At 61.4% G+C, this 26,696-nt stretch carries 24 protein-coding genes and 1 tRNA gene; 18 read left to right on the forward strand and 7 right to left on the reverse strand.

Annotation, left to right across the window (positions count from 1 at the left end; genetic code table 11):
* Nucleotides 1–73: 73 nt before the first annotated feature.
* Nucleotides 74–160 (reverse strand) — tRNA-Leu (locus tag ACP15N_RS18645).
* A 184-nt stretch (nt 161–344) separates the two neighbouring features.
* Between ACP15N_RS18645 and ACP15N_RS18650 the strand changes: the two genes are divergently transcribed.
* Nucleotides 345–1,328 carry a complex I NDUFA9 subunit family protein gene (locus ACP15N_RS18650; RefSeq protein ID WP_425093828.1) on the forward strand — a complete coding sequence of 328 codons (984 nt, stop codon included), beginning with the start codon at nt 345–347 and terminating at the stop codon, nt 1,326–1,328.
* A gap of 3 nt (nt 1,329–1,331) precedes the next feature.
* Here the strand turns inward: ACP15N_RS18650 and ACP15N_RS18655 are convergent, their stop codons facing one another.
* A complete protein-coding gene (locus ACP15N_RS18655; protein WP_425093829.1) occupies nt 1,332–2,138 on the reverse strand; it encodes an undecaprenyl-diphosphate phosphatase in 807 nt (268 codons plus the stop codon).
* Between the two features lie 224 nt (nt 2,139–2,362).
* Here ACP15N_RS18655 and ACP15N_RS18660 point away from each other — a divergent pair, with 224 nt between their 5' ends.
* The 6 genes from ACP15N_RS18660 (at nt 2,363) to queG (ending at nt 11,920) form a co-directional block, all read left to right on the forward strand.
* On the forward strand, nt 2,363–3,802 hold the full coding sequence (locus ACP15N_RS18660) for an NAD(P)-dependent oxidoreductase (RefSeq protein ID WP_425093830.1): 1,440 nt from the start codon (nt 2,363–2,365) through the stop codon (nt 3,800–3,802).
* A gap of 114 nt (nt 3,803–3,916) precedes the next feature.
* Nucleotides 3,917–8,455, forward strand: a complete 4,539-nt coding sequence (gene gltB, locus ACP15N_RS18665) for a glutamate synthase large subunit (protein WP_425093831.1) — start codon at nt 3,917–3,919, stop codon at nt 8,453–8,455.
* Nucleotides 8,456–8,469: 14 nt separating this feature from the next.
* Nucleotides 8,470–9,336, forward strand: a complete 867-nt coding sequence (locus ACP15N_RS18670; RefSeq protein ID WP_425093832.1) for a patatin-like phospholipase family protein — start codon at nt 8,470–8,472, stop codon at nt 9,334–9,336.
* Between the two features lie 82 nt (nt 9,337–9,418).
* Complete coding sequence (gene mtgA, locus ACP15N_RS18675) at nt 9,419–10,144, forward strand: monofunctional biosynthetic peptidoglycan transglycosylase (protein ID WP_425093833.1); 726 nt, start codon at nt 9,419–9,421, stop codon at nt 10,142–10,144.
* A 58-nt stretch (nt 10,145–10,202) separates the two neighbouring features.
* Nucleotides 10,203–10,868, forward strand: coding sequence for a glutathione S-transferase family protein (locus ACP15N_RS18680; RefSeq protein WP_425093834.1), 666 nt, complete (start codon nt 10,203–10,205; stop codon nt 10,866–10,868).
* Nucleotides 10,865–11,920 carry a tRNA epoxyqueuosine(34) reductase QueG gene (queG, locus tag ACP15N_RS18685; RefSeq protein ID WP_425093835.1) on the forward strand — a complete coding sequence of 352 codons (1,056 nt, stop codon included), beginning with the start codon at nt 10,865–10,867 and terminating at the stop codon, nt 11,918–11,920. The genes ACP15N_RS18680 and queG overlap by 4 nt, the downstream gene beginning before the upstream one ends.
* 10 nt (nt 11,921–11,930) lie before the next feature.
* Here queG and ACP15N_RS18690 read toward each other — a convergent pair whose 3' ends face one another.
* Nucleotides 11,931–12,959 carry a fatty acid desaturase gene (locus ACP15N_RS18690; RefSeq protein ID WP_425093836.1) on the reverse strand — a complete coding sequence of 343 codons (1,029 nt, stop codon included), beginning with the start codon at nt 12,957–12,959 and terminating at the stop codon, nt 11,931–11,933.
* A 227-nt stretch (nt 12,960–13,186) separates the two neighbouring features.
* On the opposite strand from ACP15N_RS18690, the gene ACP15N_RS18695 reads away from it, so the two are divergent.
* Both ACP15N_RS18695 and ACP15N_RS18700 read left to right on the forward strand, forming a co-directional pair.
* Nucleotides 13,187–13,369, forward strand: a complete 183-nt coding sequence (locus ACP15N_RS18695) for a hypothetical protein (protein WP_425093837.1) — start codon at nt 13,187–13,189, stop codon at nt 13,367–13,369.
* Between the two features lie 32 nt (nt 13,370–13,401).
* Entirely contained in the window at nt 13,402–14,304 is a 903-nt protein-coding gene (locus ACP15N_RS18700) for a DMT family transporter (RefSeq protein WP_425093838.1), read from the forward strand.
* On the opposite strand, the gene ACP15N_RS18705 is transcribed toward ACP15N_RS18700, so the two are convergent.
* A complete protein-coding gene (locus tag ACP15N_RS18705) occupies nt 14,288–15,100 on the reverse strand; it encodes a DUF4198 domain-containing protein (protein WP_425093839.1) in 813 nt (270 codons plus the stop codon). The genes ACP15N_RS18700 and ACP15N_RS18705 overlap by 17 nt on opposite strands.
* Here ACP15N_RS18705 and ACP15N_RS18710 point away from each other — a divergent pair.
* Together ACP15N_RS18710 and ACP15N_RS18715 are read left to right on the forward strand one after the other, a co-directional pair.
* On the forward strand, nt 15,099–16,241 hold the full coding sequence (locus tag ACP15N_RS18710; protein WP_425093840.1) for a HupE/UreJ family protein: 1,143 nt from the start codon (nt 15,099–15,101) through the stop codon (nt 16,239–16,241). The two genes, ACP15N_RS18705 and ACP15N_RS18710, sit on opposite strands and share 2 nt — an antisense overlap.
* Nucleotides 16,242–16,282: 41 nt before the next feature.
* Nucleotides 16,283–17,905: a hypothetical protein gene (locus ACP15N_RS18715; protein WP_425093841.1), complete on the forward strand. Its 1,623-nt coding sequence runs from the start codon at nt 16,283–16,285 to the stop codon at nt 17,903–17,905.
* 6 nt (nt 17,906–17,911) lie between these two features.
* Here ACP15N_RS18715 and ACP15N_RS18720 read toward each other — a convergent pair whose 3' ends face one another.
* Together ACP15N_RS18720 and ACP15N_RS18725 are read right to left on the reverse strand one after the other, a co-directional pair.
* Nucleotides 17,912–18,073, reverse strand: a complete 162-nt coding sequence (locus ACP15N_RS18720) for a hypothetical protein (protein WP_425093842.1) — start codon at nt 18,071–18,073, stop codon at nt 17,912–17,914.
* Nucleotides 18,074–18,197: 124 nt separating this feature from the next.
* A complete protein-coding gene (locus ACP15N_RS18725; protein WP_425093843.1) occupies nt 18,198–19,067 on the reverse strand; it encodes a branched-chain amino acid aminotransferase in 870 nt (289 codons plus the stop codon).
* Between the two features lie 173 nt (nt 19,068–19,240).
* Between ACP15N_RS18725 and ACP15N_RS18730 the strand changes: the two genes are divergently transcribed.
* From ACP15N_RS18730 to dxs, 6 genes are all read left to right on the forward strand, one after another.
* On the forward strand, nt 19,241–19,747 hold the full coding sequence (locus ACP15N_RS18730; protein ID WP_425093844.1) for a MarR family winged helix-turn-helix transcriptional regulator: 507 nt from the start codon (nt 19,241–19,243) through the stop codon (nt 19,745–19,747).
* Nucleotides 19,747–20,469 carry a response regulator gene (locus ACP15N_RS18735; RefSeq protein WP_425093845.1) on the forward strand — a complete coding sequence of 241 codons (723 nt, stop codon included), beginning with the start codon at nt 19,747–19,749 and terminating at the stop codon, nt 20,467–20,469. The genes ACP15N_RS18730 and ACP15N_RS18735 overlap by 1 nt, the downstream gene beginning before the upstream one ends.
* Before the next feature lie 101 nt (nt 20,470–20,570).
* Nucleotides 20,571–21,506 carry a histone deacetylase family protein gene (locus ACP15N_RS18740; RefSeq protein WP_425093846.1) on the forward strand — a complete coding sequence of 312 codons (936 nt, stop codon included), beginning with the start codon at nt 20,571–20,573 and terminating at the stop codon, nt 21,504–21,506.
* On the forward strand, nt 21,503–21,745 hold the full coding sequence (locus ACP15N_RS18745) for an exodeoxyribonuclease VII small subunit (RefSeq protein WP_425093847.1): 243 nt from the start codon (nt 21,503–21,505) through the stop codon (nt 21,743–21,745). Before ACP15N_RS18740 ends, ACP15N_RS18745 begins: the two co-directional genes overlap by 4 nt.
* Nucleotides 21,742–22,611: a polyprenyl synthetase family protein gene (locus tag ACP15N_RS18750; protein ID WP_425093848.1), complete on the forward strand. Its 870-nt coding sequence runs from the start codon at nt 21,742–21,744 to the stop codon at nt 22,609–22,611. The genes ACP15N_RS18745 and ACP15N_RS18750 overlap by 4 nt, the downstream gene beginning before the upstream one ends.
* Before the next feature lie 21 nt (nt 22,612–22,632).
* The gene (dxs, locus tag ACP15N_RS18755) at nt 22,633–24,561 is read left to right on the forward strand and encodes a 1-deoxy-D-xylulose-5-phosphate synthase (protein WP_425093849.1); all 1,929 of its coding nucleotides are present in this window, start codon (nt 22,633–22,635) and stop codon (nt 24,559–24,561) included.
* Between the two features lie 44 nt (nt 24,562–24,605).
* Here the strand turns inward: dxs and ACP15N_RS18760 are convergent, their stop codons facing one another.
* Nucleotides 24,606–25,469, reverse strand: coding sequence for an SDR family oxidoreductase (locus tag ACP15N_RS18760; RefSeq protein WP_425093850.1), 864 nt, complete (start codon nt 25,467–25,469; stop codon nt 24,606–24,608).
* A gap of 115 nt (nt 25,470–25,584) precedes the next feature.
* Between ACP15N_RS18760 and paaA the strand changes: the two genes are divergently transcribed.
* Complete coding sequence (gene paaA / locus ACP15N_RS18765; RefSeq protein ID WP_425093851.1) at nt 25,585–26,592, forward strand: 1,2-phenylacetyl-CoA epoxidase subunit PaaA; 1,008 nt, start codon at nt 25,585–25,587, stop codon at nt 26,590–26,592.
* The last annotated feature ends 104 nt before the right edge of the window (nt 26,593–26,696 follow it).

The following is a 26,696-nucleotide window of genomic DNA, read 5'->3' on the forward strand; positions in this document are numbered from 1 at the left end:
GGGGCTGCCGGGGGGATGAGATTTGAGCGCCCACGGCCAAGTCACTGTAAATAAACAAAATTGACCGAATATTTGGTGCCCAGGAGAGGACTCGAACCTCCACGTCCATACGGACACTAGCACCTGAAGCTAGCGCGTCTACCAATTCCGCCACCTGGGCCGGTGTCGTGAGCGCGGGAGTTACAGCGGCTTGGCAAAGGTGTCAACGGCCCCGGGTGGTACGGGTGCGAAAAATCTGTATGCAGCGTGGCGCCGCGATGCTGCACCCGCGACGTGATGCGCCTTGTGAGGTTGGCGGGGCAGGGATATGACCGGTGCAACGACCTATTATGCGGAGCGTCAGCATGTCCAAGCTTGTCACGATTTTCGGCGGATCGGGCTTTGTGGGGCGGTACATCGCCCGGCGCATGGCGCAGCAGGGCTGGCGTGTGCGCGTTGCAGTGCGTCGCCCCAACGAAGCAATCTTCGTGCGGCCGTACGGTGTCGTCGGCCAGGTTGAACCTGTCCTTTGCAACGTACGCGATGATGCGTCTGTGGCCGCGGTGCTCGAAGGGGCTGACGCCGCGATCAACTGCGTTGGCATTCTGTCCGCAACGGGCAAAAACACGTTCGGTCTGGTTCAGCATCACGGTGCGGAACGTGTGGCCCGGTTGGCAGCGGCGGCTGGCGTCGCGCGGTTCGTGCAAATCTCTGCAATCGGGGCAGACGCCGACTCCAAAAGCACCTATGCCAGTTCCAAGGGCCTTGGCGAGCAGGCTGTATTGAAGCACCAGCCCGATGCCATCATCCTGCGGCCGTCGATCATCTTTGGACCAGAGGACCAGTTTTTCAATCGGTTTGCAGGCATGACCAAACTTGGACCCGTCCTGCCCGTTGTGGGCGCGGGGACGAAGTTTCAGCCTGTTTATGTGGACGATGTGGCCAAAGCCGCTGTTCTGGGCGCGACCGGAGCGGCGGCACCGGGCATCTACGAGTTGGGCGGGCCGGATGTGGATACATTCCGCGAGTTGATGGTGCAGATGCTTAAGGTCATCAACCGGCGCAGGCTCGTTTTGAATATTCCGTTCTTTGCGGCAAAGATCATGGGGGCAGGGCTTGATCTTGTGCAAAAGCTGAGCCTCGGGTTGATCCACAACTCCATGCTGACCCTCGATCAGGTACGTAATCTGGCCAAGGACAACGTGGTGGCTGCGGATGCCAAGGGTTTTGCGGAGCTGGGAATTCAGCCGGTCTCGCTCGAAGCCGTTCTGCCAGATTACCTGTGGCGGTTCCGTCCGGACGGCCAGTACGATGAACTGAAGGCGTCGGCCCGCAACCTGAAGGCATGAACGTCAGGTCGTGTAGGCCATCACCAACAGAACCAACCCGAGCGCGACCCGATAGATGACATAGGGCGTGAAGCTGACGCTGCGCAGCAGTCGCATCATGAAGTGCAATGCGGCCAGTGCGCAGACAAACGCCATGACCGCAGCAATTGCGCCATCTCGGGCCGCGTCAGCGTTCGCTTCCGCCACGACACCGACGCCCAACAGCAAGCCCGACGCGATAATGGTGGGGATCGACATCAGCATCGCCAAACGCGCTGCATCCTCCCGACCATATCCCAACAGCCGTCCACCAGTGATTGTGATGCCGGATCGAGATGTGCCCGGGATCAGCGCCAGTGCCTGCCACAGCCCCATGATGACCGCGTCTTTCAGGGTCCAACCCTCGGCCTTGCGGTGTGTCGCGCCGCGTTGATCCGCCCAGTACAGCAGGACGCCGAACCCGAGCATGGTCCAGCCGATCACCGCCATGTTGCGCGTGGCACTGTCCAGACCGGTGACATGCAGGATCAGGCCCAACCCCATCACCGGCACAGTGGCGACCAGAAGGCAGAGCGCTAGAAAAGCACCTTGCGTATCGATCTTGCCGCGTACCAACCGGCCCAGACCGCCGATAGCCTTGGCAACATCGGACCGGAAGTAGAGGATCACCGCCAGCAATGATCCGACATGGACAGCGACGTCGATCACCTGCCCCTGATCCTCCATGCCGCTAAGTTCAGGCAGTAGGATCAGATGACCGGACGAAGAAACTGGCAGAAACTCTGTCAGGCCCTGGATGGCCGCAACGAGAAACAGGTGAAAAAGGGTCATCAGCAGTTGGTCTCACGATTCGCGGCTGACCCTAGAGAGCACGCACAAGAAGGGAAAGCTCTGCCGTGCCGTTCGACATAGGGATCATGTGCTGACCTAAAATTCAGATCGCCACATGCATATCATCGGGCCTTGACCCATTTTTTGTTTATTAGGTCAGTATAAGTGACTTTTATTTCTCGTTTTGGCGATTTATAGCGGGCAGACGCAACTTGGAGGCACTCATGGCCAAGCAGCCGATGCTCAAATTCGTGACCGTAGATCAGGCAACGCCCGAAAAGCGTCCGCCAGACCTGCGTAAACAGGATTTTCAAGAGATCTACGCTGAGTACGCCACAGAGAAAGCCGCCGAACAGGCTGGGCGGTGCAGTCAGTGCGGTGTGCCGTATTGCCAAAGCCATTGCCCGTTGCACAACAATATCCCCGATTGGCTGAAATTGACCGCCGAAGGGCGTTTGCAGGAAGCCTACGAGATCAGCCAGGCGACCAACACCTTTCCCGAGATTTGCGGGCGCATCTGCCCACAGGACCGCCTGTGCGAAGGCAATTGCGTAATCGAGCAGTCTGGCCACGGCACGGTCACGATCGGTTCGGTCGAAAAGTATATCACCGACACTGCGTGGGAACAGGGCTGGGTCAAGCCCATCGTGCCCGCGCAGGAACGGACGGAAAGTGTTGGAATCATCGGGGCGGGACCCGGTGGCCTGGCTGCGGCAGACGTATTGCGCCGTCAGGGCGTGCAGGTCACCGTGTATGACCGCTATGATCGCGCGGGCGGGCTGCTGACCTATGGCATCCCCGGCTTCAAGCTGGAAAAAGACGTCGTCATGCGTCGTAACGAACAGCTCGAAAATGGCGGCGTGGAATTCGTGCTGAACTGCGATGTCGGCACGGACATCTCGTTCCAGAAGATCCGCGAGAAGCACGACGCGGTTCTGATTGCAACGGGCGTCTACAAGTCGCGTGATCTGGGCGGGCCGGGTGCAGGTGCTGAGGGCATCGTGCGCGCCATCGACTTCCTGACAGCCTCCAACCGCAAGAGCTTTGGCGATGCGGTGCCGGAGTTCGACAGCGGTGATCTGAACGCCGAAGGCAAGCGTGTGGTTGTCATCGGTGGCGGCGACACGGCGATGGACTGCGTCCGAACGGCGATCCGTCAGGGTGCGACCTCAGTCAAATGTCTGTACCGTCGCGACAAGGCGAACATGCCCGGTTCCCAGCGCGAGGTTGCCAACGCAGAGGAAGAGGGTGTCGAGTTTGTCTGGCTGACCGCGCCCAGAGGCTTCACGGGCGGCGACAAGGTCGAAGGCGTCATGGTTCAGCGGATGCGCCTTGGTGCGCCTGATGCGACGGGGCGCCAGAGCCCTGAGGTGATCGAGGGCGCAGACTATGTCGAAGACGCGGATCTCGTGATCAAGGCGCTTGGCTTCGAGCCTGAAGCCTTGCCGAGCCTCTGGGGTGAAGAAGCCCTTGAAGTGACTCGTTGGGGCACCGTGAAGTCCGATTTCCGAACCCATGAGACCGCGCTTCCGAATGTCTATGCCGTCGGGGACATCGTGCGTGGCGCATCGCTTGTCGTTTGGGCCATTCGCGATGGGCGCGAGGCGGCGGAAGCCATGCTTGAGCACTTCAACTCTAAGACCGGCGCGGTCGCGGCTGAATAACGCGCAGCGCGCTCTCAAGAAATTCAGCCCGGCACGTTGGCGGGCTTTCGAAGACAACCGGAGCGTTGTGTGGCCTGAAACGGCCCGCTACCTCCCCCGCAAGGAGCCTGAGACATGACCGAGTTTGACCAGAACTGGGCCGCAGCCGAAGCTGAAAAGCGCAAGTGGATGGCACAGAACAGCCTGTGGCGCGAGGAGGAAGAGCATTCGTCCTGCGGCGTGGGCCTTGTTGTCAGCGTCAGCGGTGAAAAGTCCCGCGCAGTGGTTGAAGCCGGGATTACCGCGCTCAAGGCGATCTGGCACCGGGGCGCGGTCGATGCTGATGGCAAGACCGGAGATGGAGCGGGTATCCATGTGCAGATCCCCGCAGAGTTTTTCTATGACCAGGTGCGCCATACCGGTCACGAACCCAAGATGGACGAATTGATGGCCGTTGGGCAGGTGTTCCTGCCCCGTTCGGACTTCGGTGCGCAAGAGACGTGCCGCACGATCGTCGAAAGCGAAGTGCTCCGCATGGGTTACGCGATCTACGGATGGCGACATGTCCCTGTTGATGTGAACTGCCTCGGCGAGAAAGCGAACGCAACCCGTCCGGAGATCGAGCAAATCATCATTTCGAATTCCAAGCACGTGGACGAGGAAACATTCGAGCGGGAACTGTATGTCATTCGTCGTCGGATCGAAAAGGCAGCGGCCGCAGCGCAGGTTGCCGGGCTCTATATCTGCTCACTGTCGTGCCGGTCGATCATCTACAAGGGCATGATGCTGGCAGAGCAGGTGGCAGAGTTCTATCCCGACCTGCAAGACGAACGCTTCACATCTGCTTTCGCGATCTACCACCAGCGGTATTCCACCAACACGTTCCCGCAGTGGTGGCTCGCGCAGCCGTTCCGCATGCTGGCCCATAACGGCGAGATCAACACGCTCAAGGGCAATACGAACTGGATGAAGAGCCATGAAATTCGCATGGCTTCCGGTGCGTTCGGAGAGCTTGCCGAGGACATCAAACCGATCATCCCGAGCGGGTCGTCGGACAGCGCCGCACTCGACGCGGTGTTCGAGGTTCTGGTGCGGTCCGGGCGGAACGCGCCGATGGCCAAGACACTGCTCGTGCCGGAGTCGTGGTCCAAACAGGCGGTGGAGCTGCCGCAAGCATGGCGCGATATGTATTCGTACTGCAACTCGGTGATGGAGCCCTGGGACGGCCCTGCGGCGCTCGCCATGACCGATGGCCGTTGGGTCTGTGCGGGCCTTGACCGCAACGGTCTGCGCCCGATGCGGTACGTCGTGACAGGGGACGGTCTGCTGATCGCCGGGTCCGAGGCGGGCATGGTCCCGGTCAACGAAGCCACTGTGGTCGAGAAGGGCGCGCTGGGCCCTGGGCAGTTGATTGCCGTTGATATGGCCGAAGGCAAGCTGTTCCACGATACGGAGATCAAGGACAAGCTGTCCGCATCCCAGCCGTTCGGCGAATGGGTCGAGAAGATCACCGATCTTGACGAGGAACTGGCCGGTCTGACCGAAAAGCCACTTTATTCAGGGGCTGAGTTGCGTAAGCGACAGATCGCGGCGGGCTACAGCATCGAGGAACTGGAGCAGATCCTCGCGCCCATGGCGGAGGACGGCAAGGAAACGCTGGCGTCTATGGGCGATGACACGCCCTCTGCCGTGCTGTCGAAGAAGTATCGCCCGCTGAGCCATTTCTTCCGGCAGAACTTCAGCCAGGTGACCAACCCGCCGATCGACAGCTTGCGCGAGTACCGGGTGATGAGCCTCAAGACGCGGTTCGGCAACCTCAAGAACGTGCTGGATGAAACCTCCGAGCAGACGGAAATCCTGGTGCTCGACAGCCCGTTTGTCGGCAACGCGCAGTTCGACCAACTGGTTGAACAGTTCCAGTCGGCGGTTTGCTACATAGATTGTACCTTCCCAGCAGGCGGCGCGGATGATGCGCTGCGACAGGAGTTAGTGCGCATTCGGTCCGAGGCCGAAGAGGCAGTGCGGTCCGGGGCGGCACATATCGTCCTGAGTGATCGCGGGCAATCGGAGGATCGCGTTGCGATGCCGATGATTCTCGCGACCAGCGCGGTCCACAGCTGGTTGACCAAGCAGGGTCTGCGGACCTTCTGCTCGCTCAACGTACGCTCTGCTGAATGCGTCGATCCACATTACTTCGCTGTTCTGATCGGCTGCGGCGCGACTGTGGTGAACGCCTATCTCGCAGAGGATTCTCTGGCCGACCGGATCGAGCGAGGGTTGCTGGATTGCAGCCTGACCGAGGCTGTGCAGCGGTATCGCAACGCGATCGACCAGGGTCTTTTGAAGATCATGGCGAAGATGGGCATTTCGGTCATATCGTCCTACCGCGGCGGCATGAATTTCGAGGCTGTCGGCCTAAGCCGTGCGATGTGCGCTGAATACTTCCCCGGCATGACCAGCCGCATCTCGGGTATCGGGATCAAGGGCATACAGGCCAAGCTGGTCGAGGTGCACGCCAAGGGTTGGCGCGGCGGGCAGGACGTTCTGCCCATTGGTGGTTTCTACAAGGCACGCCGGTCCGGCGAGAAGCATGCCTGGGAGGCCCAGACCATGCACATGCTTCAGGCCGCGTGCACGCGTTCATCCTATGAGTTGTGGAAGCAATATGCCAAGGCGATGCAATCCAATCCGCCGATCCACCTGCGGGATCTGCTGGCGATCAACCCCATGGGCAAGCCCGTGCCGATCGAGGAGGTCGAGAGCGTCACGTCCATCCGCAAGCGGTTCGTCACACCCGGTATGTCGCTGGGCGCGTTGTCCCCCGAGGCGCACAAGACGCTGAATGTTGCGATGAACCGGATCGGAGCGCGGTCCGACAGTGGCGAGGGCGGCGAAGATCCGGCCCATTTCGTGCCGGAGCCCAACGGCGACAATCCGTCTGCCAAGATCAAGCAGGTGGCTTCGGGGCGCTTCGGCGTCACGGCCGAATACCTGAACCACTGCGAAGAGCTCGAGATCAAGGTCGCGCAGGGTGCCAAGCCCGGTGAGGGTGGCCAGCTGCCCGGCATGAAGGTCACAGACCTGATCGCCCGCCTCCGGCATTCCACAAAGGGCGTGACGCTAATCTCGCCCCCGCCGCACCATGACATCTACTCGATCGAGGATCTGGCGCAGCTGATCTACGACCTCAAGCAGATCAACCCGCGTTGCAAGGTGACAGTGAAGCTGGTGGCAAGTTCCGGTGTGGGAACGATTGCTGCTGGTGTTGCCAAGGCCAAGGCCGACGTGATCCTGATTTCGGGCCACAACGGTGGGACCGGGGCCTCACCCGCGACGTCGATCAAGTACGCAGGCCTGCCGTGGGAGATGGGCCTCACAGAGGCGCATCAGGTTCTGGCCATGAACAACCTGCGGGAGCGGGTGACCCTCCGCACCGATGGTGGTTTGCGCACCGGGCGGGACATCGTCATGGCCGCGATGATGGGGGCCGAGGAATACGGCATCGGCACCGCCGCGCTGATCGCAATGGGCTGCATCATGGTGCGCCAGTGCCAGTCGAACACCTGCCCGGTGGGCGTATGTACGCAGGACGAGGCGCTGCGTGAGAAATTTACCGGGAACGCGGATAAGGTCGTCAACCTGATCACCTTCTACGCGCAAGAGGTCCGTGAAATCCTTGCAGAGATCGGCGCACGGTCGCTGGACGAGGTGATTGGCAGGGTCGACTTGCTCAAACAGGTCAGCCGGGGTTCTGCGCATCTGGATGATTTGGATCTGAACCCGCTTTTGATCACGGTCGACGGGTCCGCCAGCATCACCTACGATCGGAACAAGCCACGCAATGCAGTGCCGGATACCCTGGACGCGCAGATCGTTTCGGATGCTGCACGCTTCCTCAAGGATGGCGAGAAGATGCAGCTGTCTTATGCGGTACAGAACACGCTCCGGACCATCGGGACGCGCACCTCAAGCCATATCGTGACCAATTTCGGGATGCGCAACGCGCTGCAGCCTGATCACCTGACGCTGAAGCTCGAAGGCTCGGCGGGTCAGTCCCTCGGGGCATTTGGCGCACCGGGGCTGAAGATCGAGGTTTCCGGGGATGCCAACGATTACGTCGGCAAAGGCTTGTCCGGCGCGACAGTCATCGTCAAACCACCGCTCGGGTCGCCGCTCAAGGCCGATGACAACACGATTATCGGCAACACGGTGCTCTACGGGGCTACGGATGGGTATCTGTTTGCCGCTGGCCGCGCTGGTGAGCGGTTCGCCGTACGTAACTCCGGTGCGAAGGTCGTGATCGAAGGTTGTGGGTCGAACGGGTGTGAGTACATGACCGGCGGCGTCGCAGTGATCCTTGGCGCGATTGGCGCAAACTTCGGTGCGGGCATGACTGGTGGTATGGCGTATCTCTATGACCCGGATGGTCTGGCGCCTGACATGATGAACATGGAAACGCTTGTGACCTGCCCGGTGACGATGGAGCATTGGGAAGCCCAGTTGAAGGGCCTGATCGAGCAGCACGCCGCCGAGACAGGCAGCCGGAAGGCACTGGACATCCTGCAGCACTGGGATATCGAACTGGCGAACTTTATCCAGATCTGCCCGAAAGAGATGCTCGTCCATATCCCCGTTCCGCTGAGCATCGAAGAAGGCGCGATCCCGGCAGAATAAACCTGAACAGAGCTTTGAACGAAAGCCGTCCTCCGGGGCGGCTTTTGCCTCTGCGGCTGCTGGGCTATGCAGGTGACATGGACAAGATCAGCGTGGCATTGGGCGGCGGCGGGGCCGCAGGGTACGGGCATATCGTTGTGTTGGAGGCTCTCGACGAGTTGGGCATCAAACCCGTTGCTCTTGCCGGAACCTCCATGGGAGCGCTGATCGCGGTCGCGTATGGCGCGGGCATCTCTGCGAAAGATCTGCGCGCGCACTTGCTCGACATGGTCGAAAGCCCGATGAAACCGGCCCGCAGGCTCTGGAACGGCTACCTCAGCACAGGTTTGAACGTGCTGCGCCCGGTAAACGCGCTGGCGGCCGTCGAAACAGTACTACCGGATGAAGTGCCCGAAGATCTTTCCAACCTGGCCATCCCGACAACGGTTGTCGCAACCGATTATTTCGACCGGTGCGAAGTCTCGTTCACTTCCGGCGCAACACGGCCCCGCGTGGCCGCGTCCCTGTCGATCCCGGGGTTGTTCGACCCGGCCGAGATAGACGGGCGCTACTATGTCGATGGCGGCGTGACCAACAATCTGCCTTTCGAAGTTCTGCCGGAAGGCACCATTCGTCTGGCCGTTGATGTGGCCAGCGAACCCCCGGAAGAAGTGGTCGACCCGCCGGGATCGCTGGCAGTTACGATGGGATCGATGCGGATCATGATGCGGGCTCTTCTTGAGGCGCGGCTCGAGAACACGCCGCCCGAGATTCTGATCGAGCCTGAGCCGTGTAAGTTTGGTGCACTGGATTTTCTGAGCGCTGCGGAAATCCTCGAAGCCGCCGAGCCCGCGCGTGAAGCTACGAAACGTGCGGTGGAGAACGCATTAAAGGCTGATTGAGTCCTTGGAAATCTGGCACTTCGGGCAGAATAGGCGCTATAAGGCCTCAAAGGCGCGTTTGACGTTCTGAAGGCTCGAGCAGGTGGCCACGAAAAAGAAAAAACCCTCTAAACCCCGTAGTAAAGCGGGGCCAAAGACATGGTGGCAGTCGCTGCGGCGCTGGGTGGTGCGCGCCGCGCTGGCGGTCGTGGCTGTGTTCACGGTTTGGGTGCTTGTGTATTCTGTCGTGCCGGTTTACGCCACGCCCTACATGCTGGCCGAAAGGTGGCGTCACGGAGAACTGGACAATCGCTGGACGCCGATTGACGACATCGCGCCGGTCATGGCGCGATCGGCCGTGGCGGCCGAGGACGCGAATTTCTGCCGTCATTGGGGGTTTGACATGTCGGCCATTCGCGATGCCATCGCCGAAGGCGGGCAACGCGGCGCGTCCACCATCTCGCAGCAGGTCACCAAGAATGCTTTCCTGTGGCAGGGGCGGTCCTGGCCACGCAAAGCCATGGAAGCCGCCCTGACCCCGGCTGTGGAATTGGTCTGGTCCAAGCAGCGGATCATCGAGGTCTATTTGAACATTGCGGAGTTCGACACGGGTGTTTTCGGTGTCGCGGCGGCCGCCGAGCATTACTACGGTGTTTCGGCATCGGACCTGACCGCATCCCAGGCGGCGCGCCTCGCGGTCGTTCTTCCCAATCCGAAACAGCGATCACCGAAGTCGCTCAGCCCTACGTTGATGCGCCGCGCGGCACAGGTCGAGGACGGAGCAGAGACGATCCGCCGAGACGGTCGTGCGGCGTGTTTCGAGGATTGAACCACCCCCCCGCACCGTGCACATTACCCCGCAAGGCGCAGCACAGAGGCTTTCCCAAATGAACCGGCTCTACCACGTCCCCCTCTCGCCCTTTTGCCGCAAGGTGCGCCTTGTCATGGCGGAAAAGAAGATCGAGGTGGACCTGGTCGAGGAAAAGTACTGGGAACCCTCTGGCGATTTTCTCCGCCGCAATCCCGCGGGAAAGGTTCCCGTGCTGAAGATGGGGGCGAAGTACCTGTCCGAAAGCTCCGCGATCTGCGAGTATCTGGAAGAGGTGTTTCCCAATCCGCCGCTGATGCCGGACAATGCGCAGGACCGCTACGAGGTCCGGCGCCTGGTCGCGTGGTTTGATGACAAGTTTTTCAACGAGGTCACGCGGAACCTGCTGTATGAACGTGTCAACAAGAAGATCATGGGATCAGGCTATCCCGAGAGCCGCGCGATCAAGACAGGTGCGACCAAGATCAAGTACCATATCGACTACATGGGCTGGCTGTTGGATCAGCGGCGCTGGCTGGCCGGCGACAAGATGAGCCTTGCCGACTTCGCCGCGGCAGCGCACTTCTCATGCCTCGATTACATACGGGATGTGGATTGGAACCGGAATCCGGGCGTGAAGGACTGGTACGCCAAGATCAAGTCGCGCCCCGCGTTCAGGTCGATTCTGGCCGACCAGATTCCGGGGTTTGTGCAGCCACCACATTACGCGGATCTCGATTTTTGAGTGCAGAACTCAAGGCGCAACTCGGGGCAGAGGCAAAGGCATTGGGTCTTGTCGGTTTCGGGGTGTGCAGGCCCACGTCCATCCCTGCGGCGCAGGACCGGTTGCGCACTTTTGTTAAGACGCAACGCCATGGGCAGATGGGCTGGATGGCCGAACGGATGGGATGGCGCGGTGATCCCGCAGAGCTTTGGCCTGATGCGCGCTCGATCGTCATGCTGGCGGAAAGCTATACCCCTGAATATGACCCGCTGGAGCTTCTGGATCACCGTGGGTGCGCGGCGATCAGCGTCTACGCACAGAACCGCGACTACCACGATGTGCTGAAAAAGAAACTCAAACGTCTGGGACGCTGGCTAATCGACAGGGCCGGGTGCGAAATAAAGGTGTTTGTCGACACGGCCCCGGTCATGGAAAAGCCGTTGGCACAAGCCGCGGGTCTCGGTTGGCAGGGCAAGCACACAAACTTGCTTAGCCGTGATTTCGGCAACTGGGTGTTTCTGGGGGCACTCTTTACCACTTTGGATCTGCCGGCCGATGACGCAGAGGTCGACCATTGCGGATCATGTCGCGCGTGTCTGGATGTCTGTCCGACGGATGCGTTTCCCGCGCCTTATCAACTCGACGCGCGGCGCTGCATTTCCTACCTGACGATCGAACACAAGGGGCCCGTGGACGCTGCACTTCGGGAGGGGTTGGGCAACCGGATTTACGGGTGCGATGACTGTCTTGCGGTGTGTCCGTGGAACAAGTTCGCGGTTGCGGCACAGGAGGCGAAGTACCATGCACGCACCGATCTGGTCGCACCAGGTCTGGCGGAATTGGCCGCACTCGACGATGCAGGGTTTCGGACGCGCTTTTCCGGCTCGCCGATCAAGCGGATCGGACGCGACCGGTTCGTGCGCAATGTTTGCTATGCCATCGGCAATTCAGGTGACGCGGCGCTTTTGCCTGCTGTGCGGGCGCTGACCGACGATGCAGACCCGGTCGTTGCAGAGGCGGCGCAATGGGCGGTTTTGCGATTGCAGGAGGATCCTGCAGGGTCGCCAGCCTAGACCGCGGTTTTCAGGCCTTCTTTGCCTGCGCGAAGGACAGGAGCCGCTTGGAGTTTTCGTCCCACAGATGCAGGCGTGCTGTCTGTATGCTCTGGCGGATCGTCATGCGGTTGCTTTCCGCAAGAGAGGGCTGGTCCCGCAACACCTCCGGAAGGCGGTAAAACGGGATGCGGCTATAGAGGTGATGGACGTGATGAATGCCGATGTTGGCGCTCAACCATTGCAGAACAGGTGGCAACACGTAATGCGAACTTCCGTGCAGAGCGGCGTCATGCACGTCCCAGTCGGGCTCATGGTCCCAGCATGTCGTCTCGAACTGGTGTTGAACATAAAACAGCCAGACGCCCGCCGTGGCGGCCAGAAGTGTTGTCGGCACGAAGATCAGCAAAATGGGCATCAGCCCGCCAAAATACCAGATACCGCCAAGCATCGCGAAAATACCTGAATTGGTTCCCATGGAACTGATCCAGTACTTCGCCTTGTGCGTGAACCCGAACGGGAGCCGGTTCTCCAGAAAAAAGGTATACCCCGGCCCGATGCCGAACAGAACGATCGGGTGGCGGTACATGCGGTAGAGCATGCGCCTGACCGGTGGTAGCGCCCGGTACTCCGCCACGGTGAGCGTGTTGATGTCGCCCATGCCGCGTCGTCCGAGGTTGCCGGACGCGCTGTGATGGATCGCGTGGGATCGCCGCCAGACATCATAAGGGGTCAGGGTCAGGACGCCCAAAACCCGTCCGAGCCAGTCACCCGCTGTTCGATTGGCGAAAAAGGCGCTGTGACCGCAGTCGTGCTGAATACAGAAGAGCCGCAACAAAAAGGCGGAATTCACGACCGAAATAAGTAGGGTAAGCCATGGACTGATCGCGAGTGACCCCCACGCCAGAGCCCACAACACGACAAATGGTCCAAGCGTGACCGCCAGTTCAAAACTGCTGCGTGCGAGGCTTGGTTCGCGATACTTGGCCAGAATGCGTACCCAGTCGCGCGCGTGTTGGCTGTCCGGTTCAGGCAGAAACTCTTCGGTGCTGTCGTACATGAGCCTGCTTCTTTTTTTGTTTCTTGGCCGACGTCCACGACAATCGAGCTTGATGACCCTTGCCTTAAGCCAATGGGGTTAACAAGCTATTCCTTATGCCCTGTGGCATTGTGCAACGCCGCCCTGGACGGGGCGACCGGGGGCTCCGACCCGGTATGTCCGAGAGTTCTGGGCAGAGCGCGCAACCTGTGGTAGCTTGGCGTCCCGTTCATGGAAGGAGGAGCACCATGAAACATATCGTCGATACGGATCGGGATCGATCCAAGCCTATGCGGATGGTCCGCTACACATCACTGGAGCGTCGTGCGGGACTTCATCCCAACACGGTCGCCCTGCACCGCCGTCCCCGGACTATGAAAGCGGCACAAGTGCCCCAGTATCTCCGGATCGACCGGGGTATCCGGGCCTAGGCACGACCGGCCATTTCAGATAGGCGCGGGGGATGATCTCCCTCCGCGCCATTTTTCTGAAACTTTGCGCGGTGACGCTGTTTTTGGTGATGGCGTCACTTATCAAGGCATCGTCCGAGACTGTGCCGCCCGGGCAGGCCGTGTTCTTTCGGTCATTCTTCGCCTTTCCGATCCTGATCGGATGGCTGGCATGGCGGGGCGATCTGCGCACCGGTTTCAAGGCAAGGCGACCCAGCGCCCACATCATTCGCGGGCTAGTGGGAACCGGGGCGATGGCGACCAGCTTTGCAGGCCTCGGGCTCTTGCCCCTGCCCGAGGTGACGGCGATCCGGTTTGCCTCTCCGTTATTTGTGGTCGTTTTTGCGGCGGTCCTTCTGGGGGAAACAGTGCGCCTGTTTCGTAGCACGGCGGTGCTTGTCGGCTTCGCCGGGGTCATCATCGTGATGTACCCAAGGCTCAGCGGTGGGGCCGCTTTCGCGATGGAGGGGGCTGCCCTTGGCGCAATCCTTTGCCTGATCGGGGCAGCGCTCGCCGCGCTGGCGCATGTGCAAATCAGAAACATGACGAAAACCGAAAAAACCAGCGCGATCGTATTCTGGTTCACCATTACATCCATGACACTGTCACTTCTGACCATTCCCTTCGGTTGGGCGATGCCAAGCTGGCAGGTGGCGACGATGCTGATCTGCGCAGGTTTGTGCGGGGGGGCGGGACAAATTTTCATGACCACGGCCTACTCCAAGGCCGACGTGTCCTTGCTGGCGCCGTTCGACTACGCTTCGATCGTTATGGCGATGGTGGTGGGGTACTTCGTGTTCGCTGAAGTTCCGACCGGCAACATGATTGTCGGCGCAATCATCGTTACGTCCGCCGGGGGGGCGATCATTTGGCGTGAACGGCAATTGGCGATGCGACCACCTAGCCCGGCACCTTGAAGCTGAGCGACGCCCAGATCGAGTGCCAAACCGGTTTTCCATCTTCGGAGGGAGAGCGTTTTTCCATCAAGACCGAATCGATCAGGTACTCTGTATCCGGCGTCACCGGGACGGAAACCTTTCCTTCGCTGTCGGTCCGGTACTGGGTCACGGTCACTTCGCCTTCGGGATCCCGCGCGAACACTTCGACCTGCGCGTCGACGCGCGGTACACCATAGGCAAACACCTGCAGCGGCATACGCCCGTTGATCGTATCCGTGTAGGGATTGGCCAGCGCCACCACTTCGGTCAGAAGCCCAAGCATTTGATCTGATCCGGTTGCCTGCCCGACGCCAACAAGGGCTTTGCCGTACCGACGGTAGCTTTCGCGAAACCCGGTTTCGGGCAAGCCGCGTTCGATGTGCAATTCCTGTGCCCAGCCCAGATCCTTGGTTGTCGTGAACTTCGCAAACTTCTTCCAATCGCGATAGGTCAGAATACTGTCGGCGGTTTCGTGCACGATGATTGCAAGGCCCGGGGTCTCCAGGACTTTGTCCAGCGCGGGCCGATCTCCCATCCGTGTGCCGGGATCAATCGCCACCCCGTTCTGCAGGATGTAGTGCTGGTTCGCACGTGCCGGAATGTACGGGTACCCCGCGCCAGACAGATTTTCACCCACCCGCAATTCGGCGATGATGGCCTCCCCCGGTGCGATCTGGTAGCGCTCTGGCGAGATCCAGAATTCGTGCGCCGGGAGTGGCGAGCCGAGGCTGGTCAACAGGGTGGTCGCAAGGACCATTGGGAACGAGGGGCGCATGAGGCTTTCCGCTGCGGTTTTGGTGATGCTGAGGGTGACGCTTGTGGCGCTGGTGTCAACGGTTGCCCTGTATCGTGCTGCGGTTGCCCATGAAGTGCGTCCGTCCGTGGCTGATGTGACCGTTGGGCCGACGCAACTTGAGGCGCGCATCCAACTCACTGCGGAGTCGCTGATCGCAGGGATCGATCTGTCGCAGATCACAGATACCAACGACGCACCCGAGGCTGGCTTTTACGACAGCCTGCGGGCCCTGCGACCGGATGAACTGGTCGCTCGGTTCGAGGCAGCCTGGCCCGGAATATCCGAGGGCCTGATCGCCGAGGTCGCGGGGGCGCCGCTGGACTGGCAATTCGAGGCATTGCAGGTCAGTCCGGAGCCGGACCTTGAACTTCCGCGCGACAGCTTGCTGATCGCGACCGTGGCTTTGCCCGCTGGGGACGCGCCGGTCACGGTCGGGTGGGTCGCAGCCTATGGTCCGCTTGTTGTGCGTCAGATCGCCGAGGAAGGTGGCTATTCCGACTACCTTACGGGGGGCGCCCTCAGCGCCCCGCTGCCCCGAACCGGGGCTGCTGAGCTGGGCCTGTGGGACGCTTTCTTCGGATATGTCGCAATCGGGTTCGAGCATATCGTTCCCAAGGGACTTGACCATATCCTCTTCGTGCTTGGTCTGTTTTTCTTCAGTCTCGCGCTGCGACCCCTGCTGGTGCAGGTGACAGCCTTCACCGTTGCGCACACAGTGACGCTCGCGCTGGCAGTACTTGGCATCGTCAACCTGTCACCGGCCATCGTAGAGCCGCTTATTGCCGCCTCCATCGTTTTCGTCGCGGTCGAGAACATCTTCGGCGGTCAGATCGGCTGGCGTCGTACCGCGATCGTGTTTGGGTTCGGCTTGCTGCACGGGCTGGGCTTCGCATCCGTTCTGGGCGAGATCGGTCTTGATCCCACGCGGTTTGTCACCGGGTTGATCGGGTTCAACATCGGCGTTGAACTTGGGCAGATTGCGGTGATTTTGGTCGCTTTCCTGCTGGTTGGCCTGCCATTTGGTCGCAAGCCGTGGTACCGAAAGGCCATCGCGATCCCGTTCTCCGCGGCAATCGCGGCAACTGGCGCTTACTGGGCCTTCGAACGCGTCGTCTCGTGAACGCGGATCGCGCCCACAACTGGGACGACACGGGGGATATCATGACTGATCTCGATCCGCTCAGCCGCTTCGCGTTGCGCCACGGCACGGATAAGTTCGGCCTGCACGACTACACGCCAAACTACCACGCCCTTCTAAAGGACGAGCGCATGGCACCCTTGCGCGTGCTCGAAATCGGGATCGGTGGATTTACCGACCCGAATTCCGGCGGAGAGTCCCTCGCGATGTGGCGCGATTATCTGCCCAATGCATCCATTCTGGGCATCGACATCGAGCCGAAGACCCGCGATTTCGGGCCGCGCGTGACCCTTGCGCAAGGCAGCCAAGTCGACACGGTGTTCCTTCAGCGCATGATCGACGAGCACGGTCCGTTCGACCTGATCATCGATGACGGAAGTCACCAGAATGCCCATGTCGTCGAAAGCTTCGAGTTCCTCTTTCCGGGTCTGGCCGCCGGGGGCGTGTACATCGTCGAGGATGTCCAGACGGCTTTCTTTCCCGGTTATGGCGGCTCTCTCGACCTCACCCCACCCAACTCGGTCGGTTACTTCGCCGACTTGATGGCCGCTCTGCTTGCGGATGAGATGCCGGCCTCAGAAATCGCGGCGATGTACCGGTTCCATAACATCATCGCTCTGCGCAAGACGGGCGGCGATCTAACACTGCCCGCCGCCGCTGGTTTGGCGCGTCCCGAGGCGCGCTATCTGCGCGAGGCGTTCGAGCAACTTGATGACGGCGCGTTTCTCCGTATCGACACCACACAAGACACTCCAGATTGGGTCCGCGACCGGTTTGCCGAGGTCGATCACCGCGAGATCGCCGTACACTTTCCCGATGCCCATCCGGACCCGATTGCCCGCCATATCCGGTCGTTATACGCACAGCGCGGGGCCGTTCTGCTTGAAAAAGGGCCAAACGATTACCCCTCAAACTTCGCCTTCGACGCCGCGCATCCGCAGGTACAGGACGTCGTGGATAAGATCCGCGCGGCGGTGGAGCAGGGGGCGACAGAGCACGGGCTGATCTATTGCGGTGGTCTGTTCGATCGTGCCGGCCGTGCGGATGACTTCGATTGGGCTGCACAGCAGTTGTCGGCCCGCGGCGTCAGCTTCGCGACCGGCTTTCAGTTCCTGCTGCGCCATGCCCAGCATACCGGAGACGACGCGCGGTTCATGTCCTTGCTGGAGGGGGCGCACGCAGCGTTCCCGGCCAACGCGACGTTTGCCGCGCAACTCGCCAGCCTGCAACTCGGCAAAAACCGGGTGGAGGATGCGGCGGCAACTGTGCGGCATGCGCGCGCGCACGGCGCGTCCAGTCCGCAATTGTCGCTGCGCTACTCAGCTATCCTGCTGCGACTCGGCGAGTTCGACGCAGCCGAGGAAGAGGCCGCCTATGGGGTCAAACGCAAACCAGCAAACCCGTCTGCCTGGGCGGCGCTGCTGCGGGCCCAGATCGCGCAGGGGCGTTTTGAAACGGCCGAGGAAACCGCGCGGAGAGGCCTTGCATCCTGCAAGCAAGCCCCCCTGCTCTACGCGTTTCTTGCCGAATGCCGCACGCATCTTGGCAACTCCGACGGGGCGCTGGAGGCTGTGGAGCAAGGACTCAGCCACGACCCCCAGAACGTCCGGCTCAACAGGCTGCGCAAGGACCTCAAGGCGGCGTAGGCTGGATCACATGCCAAGCACACTGCGCAAGACAGGAAGCAACGCGGCGGCTACCACACCGACCGCCGCGCCGATGGCCAGCCGTTGCCAGCGGCCACCCAGATCCGGGGCCATCAGGCTGAGCAAGGCACACACGACCGCATAAAACCCAAGCGCTACAATATCCATGGCCGCAACCTGCCACGCGCCGCCGCCAACCTGCAAGCACTACGGATGCGGCGAACCGCAGACGGATTTTCGCGTTATTTTGTGCCGAAATACCTCGGGGTCTGGGGCAGAGCCCCAGCCCGCATCAGGATCGGACCAGAACCTCGTAGGCTTCGGCGACATTGCGGGTCAGGCTGCCGACCTCGAAATTGTAATCCCCGATCTGGCCGACCGGCGTGACCTCGGCGGCGGTACCGGTCAGCCAGCATTGCTCGAAGCTTTCCAGTTCTTCGGGCATGATGTGGCGCTCATGCACGACCACCTGACGATCCTTGAGCATCCCGATCACGGTCTGGCGCGTGATCCCGTTGAGGAAGCAGTCCGGGTCCGGCGTGTGCACCTCGCCATCTTTCACAAAGAAGATGTTCGCGCCCGTCGCCTCGGCCACGTAGCCGCGATAGTCCATGAACAACGCGTCCGAACAGCCCTTGGCTTCGGCGGCATGCTTTGACGTGGTGCAGATCATGTAGAGACCGGCCGCCTTTGCATGCACCGGGATCGTTTCGGGCGAGGGGCGTTTCCACTTCGCAATGTCGAGCTTGGCACCCTTCATCTTCGCGTCGCCGTAGTAGCTGCCCCATTCCCAACAGGCTATGGCAAGATGGACCGGGTTGCGTGCGGACGCGACCCCCATGTCTTCCCCAGCCCCGCGCCAGGCTACCGCGCGCACATAGGCGTCCGACAGGTTGTTGGCCTTCATCACCTGGTATTTCGCGGCCTCGATCTCATCGACCGTATACGGGATGGTGATGTCGAGCTCTCCTGCCGAGAAGTGCAACCGCTCGGAGTGACGACGGGACTCAAAGATTTTGCCGTTGTAGGCGCGCTCCCCTTCGAAGACGCTGGAGGCATAGTGCATCGCGTGTGTCAGAATGTGGATATTGGCGTCGCGCCAGGGGACGAGCTTGCCGTCCATCCAGATCGTGCCGTCGCGGTCATCGTAAGCGCCTGCCATGTCTCTTCCCCTCTGCACCCCTCGGAACCTCCGAGCGCAATTTTCGAATGTTGCGCGCAATAGGTCCGATGCGGACATTTTATTGCGCTAAACCTGCGATTCGATATCAATCAGGGCTTGGAAAGTCAACAAGGCTGACATAAAATTCCAACGGGTTGCAAAGGACAAATCTCATGGCGGACAGCGGTGCGCGGACGCATCAGGGCGAAAACCTGTTGTTTTTGACCGATGAACAATTGCGCAAGGGGATCGAGGCGATGTTCTTCGCCTATCGCGGGTTCACGGCCGATCCGGACCGCATCCTGCTGCAATACGGCTATGGCCGCGCACATCATAGGGCGGTGCACTTCATTCACCGGGCGCCGGGCACCACGGTCAACAACCTTCTGGAGATCCTGGGCGTCACAAAACAAAGCCTGAACCGCGTGCTGCGCGCGTTGATCAAGGATGGGCTGGTGGACAGCCGCGTCGGCACACGCGACAAGCGCGAACGGCACCTGTTCCTGACCGAGGCGGGTGCTGCGCTGGAGCGCGAACTGTCCGAGGCACAACGTAACCGCATGCGTGCCGCGTTCCGCGATGCCGGGCCGGAGGCCGTGGCGGGCTTTCGGACCGTACTTGAACAAATGATGGACGCCGAGAGCCGCAAGTTGTTCAATGCGCTCAAGGAGGGCGCTTGATGCAAGACGACGATACCCATCTGCTGATCGTGGATGATGATGAGCGGATCAGAACGCTTCTCCAGAAATTTCTCATGCGAAACGGGTTTCTCGTATCTTCGGCTCGGGATGCCGCCCATGCGCGGCGGCTGCTGAGCGGGTTGGAGTTCGACCTGATAGTGCTGGACGTGATGATGCCGGGCGAAGACGGGTTGTCGCTGACCCGTGCTGTCCGCGAGACCCATGACACGCCGGTGCTGCTGCTGACCGCGAAGGGCGAGGCGACCGATCGCATCGAAGGGTTGGAGGCCGGAGCGGATGACTATCTTGCCAAGCCGTTCGAGCCCAAGGAGTTGCTGTTGCGCATCAACGCCATACTACGCCGAGTGCCCAAGCAGGACGAGGACGCGGATCGTCCGAAGATCCTGCAACTCGGATCGGTGCGCTACGACGTCGAACGCGGCGAGCTTTGGCGGGGGGATGAGCAGGTGCGCCTGACTGCTACGGAATCCGCCTTGATGCGGATTTTTTCCGCTTGCCCGGGCGAAGCGCTCAGCCGCTCCAAACTGGTCGAGGATCTGGGACGGGGCGCTGGAAAGGACGGCGCGCAGGCCCAGGAGCGCGCAGTGGATGTGCAGATCACGCGGCTTAGGCGCAAGATTGAAAGTGATCCCAAGCAGCCGCGCTATCTGCAAACAGTGCGCGGTGCCGGCTACATGCTCGCCGTCGAAACAGGGGTCTGACCGCTGCGGCGCTTTTGCTCGGTGGGGTCAGGTATTTGTGCACAAAAGAAGCCAAAGCGTCCGGGAGTGTCTGACCCGACGCGATCAACGAGCCCGGTGATATGACAACCGCCTTTTATACCCATGCCGACTGCCTGACCCATGTTACGCCTCCGGGGCATCCCGAACAGGTGGCGCGACTGCAGGCGATTTCAGAGGCCTTGGCGGCTCCTGGATTCGGCGCGCTTGAACGCTGCGATGCTCCGCTTGGGGCCGTTGCGGACATACTGCGCTGCCATCCGCAAGCCTATATCGACCGGGTAAGAGATGCGATCCCGGAGGCAGGGTATGTCAGCCTTGATGCCGACACCCATGTGGCCCCGGGCTCGTTGCATGCCGCGCTGAGAGGTGTGGGCGCGATGTGCGAAGCCGTCGACCGCGTGATCGCGGGTGAGATCGGTAATGCATTTGTGGCCTGCCGTCCGCCCGGCCACCATGCAGAGACCGAAACCTCCATGGGCTTTTGCCTGTTCGGGAACATCGCCATCGGGGCCAAGCGCGCGCTCGATCACCATGGTCTCTCACGGGTCGCGGTTGTCGATTTCGACGTGCACCATGGCAACGGAACGCAGGACCTGCTGTGGGATGAGCCGCGTACGCTGTTTATCTCGTCGCATCAGATGCCCCTCTACCCCGGGTCCGGGGGGCGGCACGAAACCGGCGCACATGGCAATATCTTCAACCTGCCGTTTCCGCCTGAAACGGCCGGACCCGCGTTTCGGCGGCACTACGAAGCAGAGGTGTTTCCCGCGCTTGAGAATTTTCGCCCGGAGTTGATCCTTGTGTCTGCCGGCTTTGATGCACATCGCGCGGATCCGCTGGCGCAGATGGCGCTGGTCGAAGAGGATTTCGCCTGGGTTACAGAGCGGCTGTGTGAGGTTGCTGCAGATCAATGCGAGCGGCGCGTGGTCTCTACCCTTGAAGGGGGGTACGATCTGGAGGCACTTGCGGCCAGTACGGCAGCGCATGTGAGGGTTTTGATGGAGCAGGGGCAATGACCGAGACAGCTGTGGAAGAGATGAGTTTCGAAGAGGCGATGGGCGAGTTGGAACAGGTCGTGCGCAAGTTGGAGATGGGAGAGGTTCCGCTGGACCAATCCATCAAGCTTTACGAACGCGGCGCTGCCCTTAAGGCGCGCTGCGAAGCCAAGCTGAAGGAAGCGGAAGAGAAAGTTGCCCAGATCACGCTCGATGCAACCGGGGCTGTGACAGGAACGAAGGCGGCGGACGATCTGTGAGGTTTCAGGACGGATTGCGTGATGGGGCAGACCGGATCGGGGCCTGCCTGACAGATGCCATGGCCGCGTTTGAGGGCTCGGTCGGCGATGGCATGCGCTACGCGACGCGCGGGGGCAAACGCCTGCGCGGGTTTCTGGTGCTCGAAACGGCGCGCTTGCACGGCATCCCCGCGGGCAACGCAGTCTATGCGGCTGCAGCCATTGAGTGTCTGCATGCCTACTCGCTGGTTCATGATGATCTGCCAGCAATGGATGATGATGATCTGCGGCGTGGCCAACCGACCGTGCATATCAAGTGGGATGAGGCCACCGCGATCCTCGTGGGTGATGCGCTTCAAACCCTGGCGTTTGAGCTGCTGACCGATCCACGCCTCACAACCGATCCTGCGGTGTCCGTTGCCCTCGTTCGCGGGTTGGCGCATGCTTCGGGCGCCGAAGGGATGGTGCTGGGCCAGGCCCTCGACATTGCGGCTGAGACGGCCGCAGACCCCCTCACGCTTGATCAGATCACACGCCTGCAAGCTGGAAAGACCGGTGCCCTGATCCGCTGGTCGGCGGAGGCAGGTGCTGTTCTGGGGCGTGCAGACCCGGCCCCGCTGCGGCAGTTTGCCGAGGCTATTGGTCTTGCCTTCCAGATCGCGGACGACATTTTGGACGTCACAGGCGATGCTGAAAAAGCGGGCAAACGTCTGCAAAAGGATGCTGATGCGGGCAAAGCGACCTTCGTGTCTTTGCTTGGATTGGATGGGGCACGCGCCCGGGCCGAGGCGCTTGTGGCGGAAGCGGAGGAGGCGCTCGCGCCCTATGGACCCGAGGCCCAGACCTTGCGCGAGCTTGCCCGCTTCGTTATCGCACGCGACACCTGAGGTTTTCCGGAGGCTCATCAAATGAGCGACCGCCCGCACACCCCCGTTCTGGACCGGGTCCAGATCCCCGCCGATATGAAGCGGCTTTCCGACCGCGAGCTCGCAGCACTTGCCCGCGACCTGCGGGCGGAGACGATCAGTGCGGTGTCCGAAACCGGGGGGCACCTCGGTGCGGGGCTTGGCGTGGTTGAACTGACCGTGGCGTTGCATGCGGTGTTCGACGCGCCGAAGGATCGGATCATCTGGGACGTGTCGCACCAGTGTTACCCGCACAAGATCCTGACTGGACGGCGCGATCGTATTCGTACCCTGCGGATGAAAGACGGGCTCAGCGGGTTCACCAAACGCAGCGAGTCTCCCTATGACCCGTTCGGGGCAGCGCACAGTTCGACGTCCATTTCGGCAGCGCTTGGGTTTGCCGTTGCGCGCGATCTGGGCGGCGCACCGGAACACGGGATCGGGGACGCGATTGCCGTTATCGGCGATGGGGCCATCAGCGCTGGCATGGCGTTTGAGGCGCTGAACAACGCGGGCCATCTGAAGAAACGCCTGATCGTGATCCTGAACGACAACGAGATGTCGATCGCCCCTCCGACCGGCGCACTGTCATCGTATCTTTCGCGGCTTTATGCCGGGGAACCGTTTCAGGAGTTCAAAGCCGCCGCCAAGGGCGCCGTCAGTTTGCTGCCACCCCCGTTTCAGGAGGGTGCGCGGCGGGCGAAAGATATGCTCAAGCACATGGCCGTTGGTGGAACGATGTTCGAGGAGCTTGGTTTCTCGTATCTCGGGCCGATTGACGGGCACGATCTGGAACAGCTTCTGAGTGTTCTGCGCACCGTGAAAGACCGCGCAACCGGTCCGATCCTGATCCACGCGATCACGAAGAAAGGCAAAGGCTACGCGCCTGCGGAAACCGCCGATGACAAGGGGCACGCGACGGCGAAGTTCGACGTGATCTCTGGCAAGCAAAAGAAATCGCCTTCTAACGCGCCGACCTACACCAATGTCTTTGCTGAGACCCTGATTGATGAAGCCGAGCGTGATCCGAAGATCGTCGCCGTCACCGCCGCAATGCCCTCGGGCACCGGGCTCGACAAATTCGCCAAGCGGTTCGGCGGCCGGTGTTTTGACGTGGCGATTGCCGAGCAGCACGGCGTGACCTTCTGCGCGGGTCTCGCGGCGGGTGGTATGAAGCCATTTTGCACGATGTATTCGACGTTCCTTCAGCGCGGCTATGATCAGGTTGTCCACGATGTGGCCCTGCAGAACCTGCCGGTGCGCTTTGCTATTGATCGTGCGGGATTGGTGGGTGCGGATGGGGCAACCCATGCGGGCGCGTTCGACACCGCATATCTCAGCAACCTGCCCAATATGGTCGTGATGGCCGCGGCAGACGAGGCCGAGTTGCGCCACATGGTGGCGACGGCTGTGGCCCATGACAGCGGGCCCATTGCCTTCCGGTTTCCCCGTGGCGAAGGCGTGGGCGTGGAGATGCCGGAGCGAGGAGAGGTCCTTGAACTTGGCAAGGGGCGTATGATTCAGGAGGGCAAAGGCGTCGCCATCCTGTCTTTCGGCGCGCGCCTGGTGGAGGTGATGGAAGCTTGCGAGAAGCTCGAAGCCCGCGGCATTCGCCCCACGGTGGCCGATGCCCGCTTTGCCAAGCCGCTCGACCGCGATCTGGTCCTGAGCCTCGCTGCCACGCATGACGCGCTGATCACCATTGAGGAAGGCGCTGTCGGCGGTTTCGGCTCTCATGTCGCCCAGCTTCTGGCGGAGGAGGCTGTATTCGACACAGGTCTGAAATTCCGGTCGATGGTCCTGCCGGACAGTTTCATCGATCAGGCATCCCCACGCGACATGTACGATATCGCGGGTCTGAACGCGCCGGATATCGAGGCCAAGGTGCTGGACGTGATGGGCATTGCGCAGATCGGCGAGAAACGCGCCTGACCTTCCGCCGCTTGCGGGGGTATTTTCAGACTTGAATGCTTCAGTTAGTCCTCTGCCGCGAGCAGGGCGGGCAAGCCATCGCGGTAGCTGGGGTAAAGCAGTTTGACGCCCAGTTCATCCTTGATCCGATCATTTCGGACTTTTTTGGACTCCGCATAGAAGCTGCGCGCCATGGGCGTCATGTCTGCGGTCTCGAACGGGATCGCGGGCGGCACCGGCAGGCCCAGCAGTTCTGCTGCGTGGGCGATCACGTCTTCGGGTGGGGCTGGGTCATCGTCGCAGACATTGTAGGCTGCGCCAGGGTTTGGGTGCCTGATCGACGCTTCGAGTATTTGCGCGATATCCTCCACATGGATGCGCGAAAACACTTGTCCCTGTTTGATGATCCGGCGCGCGGTGCCTGCACGAACCTTGGCAAACGGACCGCGCCCGGGACCGTAGATGCCTGCCAATCGGAAGATGTGCAGGGGCAGGCCGGTTTCCTTGGCCAGAGCGCGCCAGGCGGTTTCTGCCTCAACCCTGGCCTGACCGCGTTTGGTTGCCGGGGTGAGCGGCGTCGCCTCATCCACCCACTTGCCGTCGTGGTCCCCATAAACGCCGGTCGTGGACAGATAACCGACCCACTCGAGCGTCGGGGCAGCCGCGGCGATGGCGTCACGCAACATGGTCAGGACCGGATCGCCGTCTGGTCCTGGTGCCGCAGACAGCAGCATGTGGGTTGCATGGGCCAGCGCTCCGGTCATGTCCGCGCCGGGCCAGATCAGCGGATCAACCCCCTCGTCCCGAAGTGTGTCTGCCTTTTCCGCGCTGCGCGTGGTGCCAATCACACGCCAGTCTTGCGCACGGAGTCGTCGGGCAAGCGCGCGTGCGGAATAGCCATGGCCAAAGGACAAAAGTGTCTGTTGCATGGCCGCAAGATGCGCAGCGCCGGGGCTGGTCGCAAGCTCCAAATCGTGTTACGCTATTGCTTGGAGTTCTCGAATTTGTAACATATGCGACAGGGGTCGATCGGGGAGGGTTGGCATGTATTCCCAAGCGATGATGGGACGTCGGGGAGGAGTGGCGGCTGAGGAATCCGAGGAGTTCCTCGCCGCCTTTCAAGCGCGCATTGATGCTGAGCAGAAGATCGAACCCAAGGATCCGATGCCCGCGGCTTACCGTCGGACCCTGATCCGCCAGATCGGCCAGCACGCCCATTCCGAGATTGTCGGAATGCTGCCCGAGGGCAACTGGATCACCCGTGCGCCCAGCCTGAAACGCAAGGCGGCGCTGCTGGCCAAGGTACAGGACGAAGGCGGGCACGGATTGTACCTCTACGCCGCCGCCGAGACGCTCGGCGTCAGCCGCGAAGAGATGACAGAGGAGCTGCTGGATGGGCGGGCCAAGTATTCGTCGATCTTCAACTACCCGACGCTGAGCTGGGCCGATATCGGGATCATCGGATGGCTGGTCGACGGGGCCGCCATCATGAACCAGATCCCGCTTTGCCGGTGCTCTTATGGACCCTACGCCCGCGCCATGATCCGCGTCTGCAAAGAAGAAAGCTTCCATCAGCGTCAGGGCTACGAGATTGTCATGACATTGGCGCGCGGGACGGATGCGCAACGCGAGATGGTGCAGGATGCGCTGAACCGCTGGTGGTGGCCGAGCCTGATGATGTTCGGGCCGCATGATGCCGACAGCACCCATTCCGACCAGTCCATGACATGGAAGATCAAGCGCTTCACCAATGATGATCTGCGCCAGAAGTTCATTGACGCGACGGTCCCGCAGGCCGAAGCGATTGGCCTGACCGTGCCGGATCCTGACCTGCGCTGGAACCCGGACAAGGCAGGGGGCAAGGGCGGGTATGACCATGGCTCCATCGACTGGGACGAGTTCTGGCGCGTGGTGAAGGGCAACGGCCCGATGGCGCGGGACCGGATCAAGGCGCGCCGCAAGGCGTGGGATGACGGGGCATGGGTCCGTGAGGCGGCGAATGCCCATGCGCGAAAGCGCGCCGCCCGCAAGGCAGCACTGGTGGCTGAGTAAGGGAAGGGGGGGGGGGGGGGGGGGGGGGGGGGGGGGGGGGGGGGGGGGGGGGGGGGGGGGGGGGGGGGGGGGGGGGGGGGGGGGGGGGGGGGGGGGGGGGGGGG

It is taken from the genome of Tropicimonas sp. S265A (assembly GCF_049800835.1).
Lineage (GTDB): Bacteria > Pseudomonadota > Alphaproteobacteria > Rhodobacterales > Rhodobacteraceae > Dinoroseobacter.

Excerpts from the sequence above, each read along its gene's own strand:
- ACP15N_RS18695 (WP_425093837.1), top strand. The coding sequence starts at position 13,187 with ATGAAACATATCGTCGATACGGATCGGGATCGATCCAAGCCTATGCGG.
- ACP15N_RS18715 (WP_425093841.1), top strand. The coding sequence starts at position 16,283 with ATGACTGATCTCGATCCGCTCAGCCGCTTCGCGTTGCGCCACGGCACG.
- ACP15N_RS18705 (WP_425093839.1), bottom strand. The coding sequence starts at position 15,100 with ATGCGCCCCTCGTTCCCAATGGTCCTTGCGACCACCCTGTTGACCAGC.
- ACP15N_RS18650 (WP_425093828.1), top strand. The coding sequence starts at position 345 with ATGTCCAAGCTTGTCACGATTTTCGGCGGATCGGGCTTTGTGGGGCGG.
- ACP15N_RS18740 (WP_425093846.1), top strand. The coding sequence starts at position 20,571 with ATGACAACCGCCTTTTATACCCATGCCGACTGCCTGACCCATGTTACG.
- ACP15N_RS18760 (WP_425093850.1), bottom strand. The coding sequence starts at position 25,469 with ATGCAACAGACACTTTTGTCCTTTGGCCATGGCTATTCCGCACGCGCG.
- gltB (WP_425093831.1), top strand. The coding sequence starts at position 3,917 with ATGACCGAGTTTGACCAGAACTGGGCCGCAGCCGAAGCTGAAAAGCGC.
- ACP15N_RS18700 (WP_425093838.1), top strand. The coding sequence starts at position 13,402 with ATGATCTCCCTCCGCGCCATTTTTCTGAAACTTTGCGCGGTGACGCTG.
- ACP15N_RS18680 (WP_425093834.1), top strand. The coding sequence starts at position 10,203 with ATGAACCGGCTCTACCACGTCCCCCTCTCGCCCTTTTGCCGCAAGGTG.
- ACP15N_RS18690 (WP_425093836.1), bottom strand. The coding sequence starts at position 12,959 with ATGTACGACAGCACCGAAGAGTTTCTGCCTGAACCGGACAGCCAACAC.
- ACP15N_RS18745 (WP_425093847.1), top strand. The coding sequence starts at position 21,503 with ATGACCGAGACAGCTGTGGAAGAGATGAGTTTCGAAGAGGCGATGGGC.
- paaA (WP_425093851.1), top strand. The coding sequence starts at position 25,585 with ATGTATTCCCAAGCGATGATGGGACGTCGGGGAGGAGTGGCGGCTGAG.
- ACP15N_RS18655 (WP_425093829.1), bottom strand. The coding sequence starts at position 2,138 with ATGACCCTTTTTCACCTGTTTCTCGTTGCGGCCATCCAGGGCCTGACA.
- ACP15N_RS18660 (WP_425093830.1), top strand. The coding sequence starts at position 2,363 with ATGGCCAAGCAGCCGATGCTCAAATTCGTGACCGTAGATCAGGCAACG.
- ACP15N_RS18720 (WP_425093842.1), bottom strand. The coding sequence starts at position 18,073 with ATGGATATTGTAGCGCTTGGGTTTTATGCGGTCGTGTGTGCCTTGCTC.
- dxs (WP_425093849.1), top strand. The coding sequence starts at position 22,633 with ATGAGCGACCGCCCGCACACCCCCGTTCTGGACCGGGTCCAGATCCCC.
- ACP15N_RS18730 (WP_425093844.1), top strand. The coding sequence starts at position 19,241 with ATGGCGGACAGCGGTGCGCGGACGCATCAGGGCGAAAACCTGTTGTTT.
- ACP15N_RS18710 (WP_425093840.1), top strand. The coding sequence starts at position 15,099 with ATGAGGCTTTCCGCTGCGGTTTTGGTGATGCTGAGGGTGACGCTTGTG.
- ACP15N_RS18735 (WP_425093845.1), top strand. The coding sequence starts at position 19,747 with ATGCAAGACGACGATACCCATCTGCTGATCGTGGATGATGATGAGCGG.
- ACP15N_RS18725 (WP_425093843.1), bottom strand. The coding sequence starts at position 19,067 with ATGGCAGGCGCTTACGATGACCGCGACGGCACGATCTGGATGGACGGC.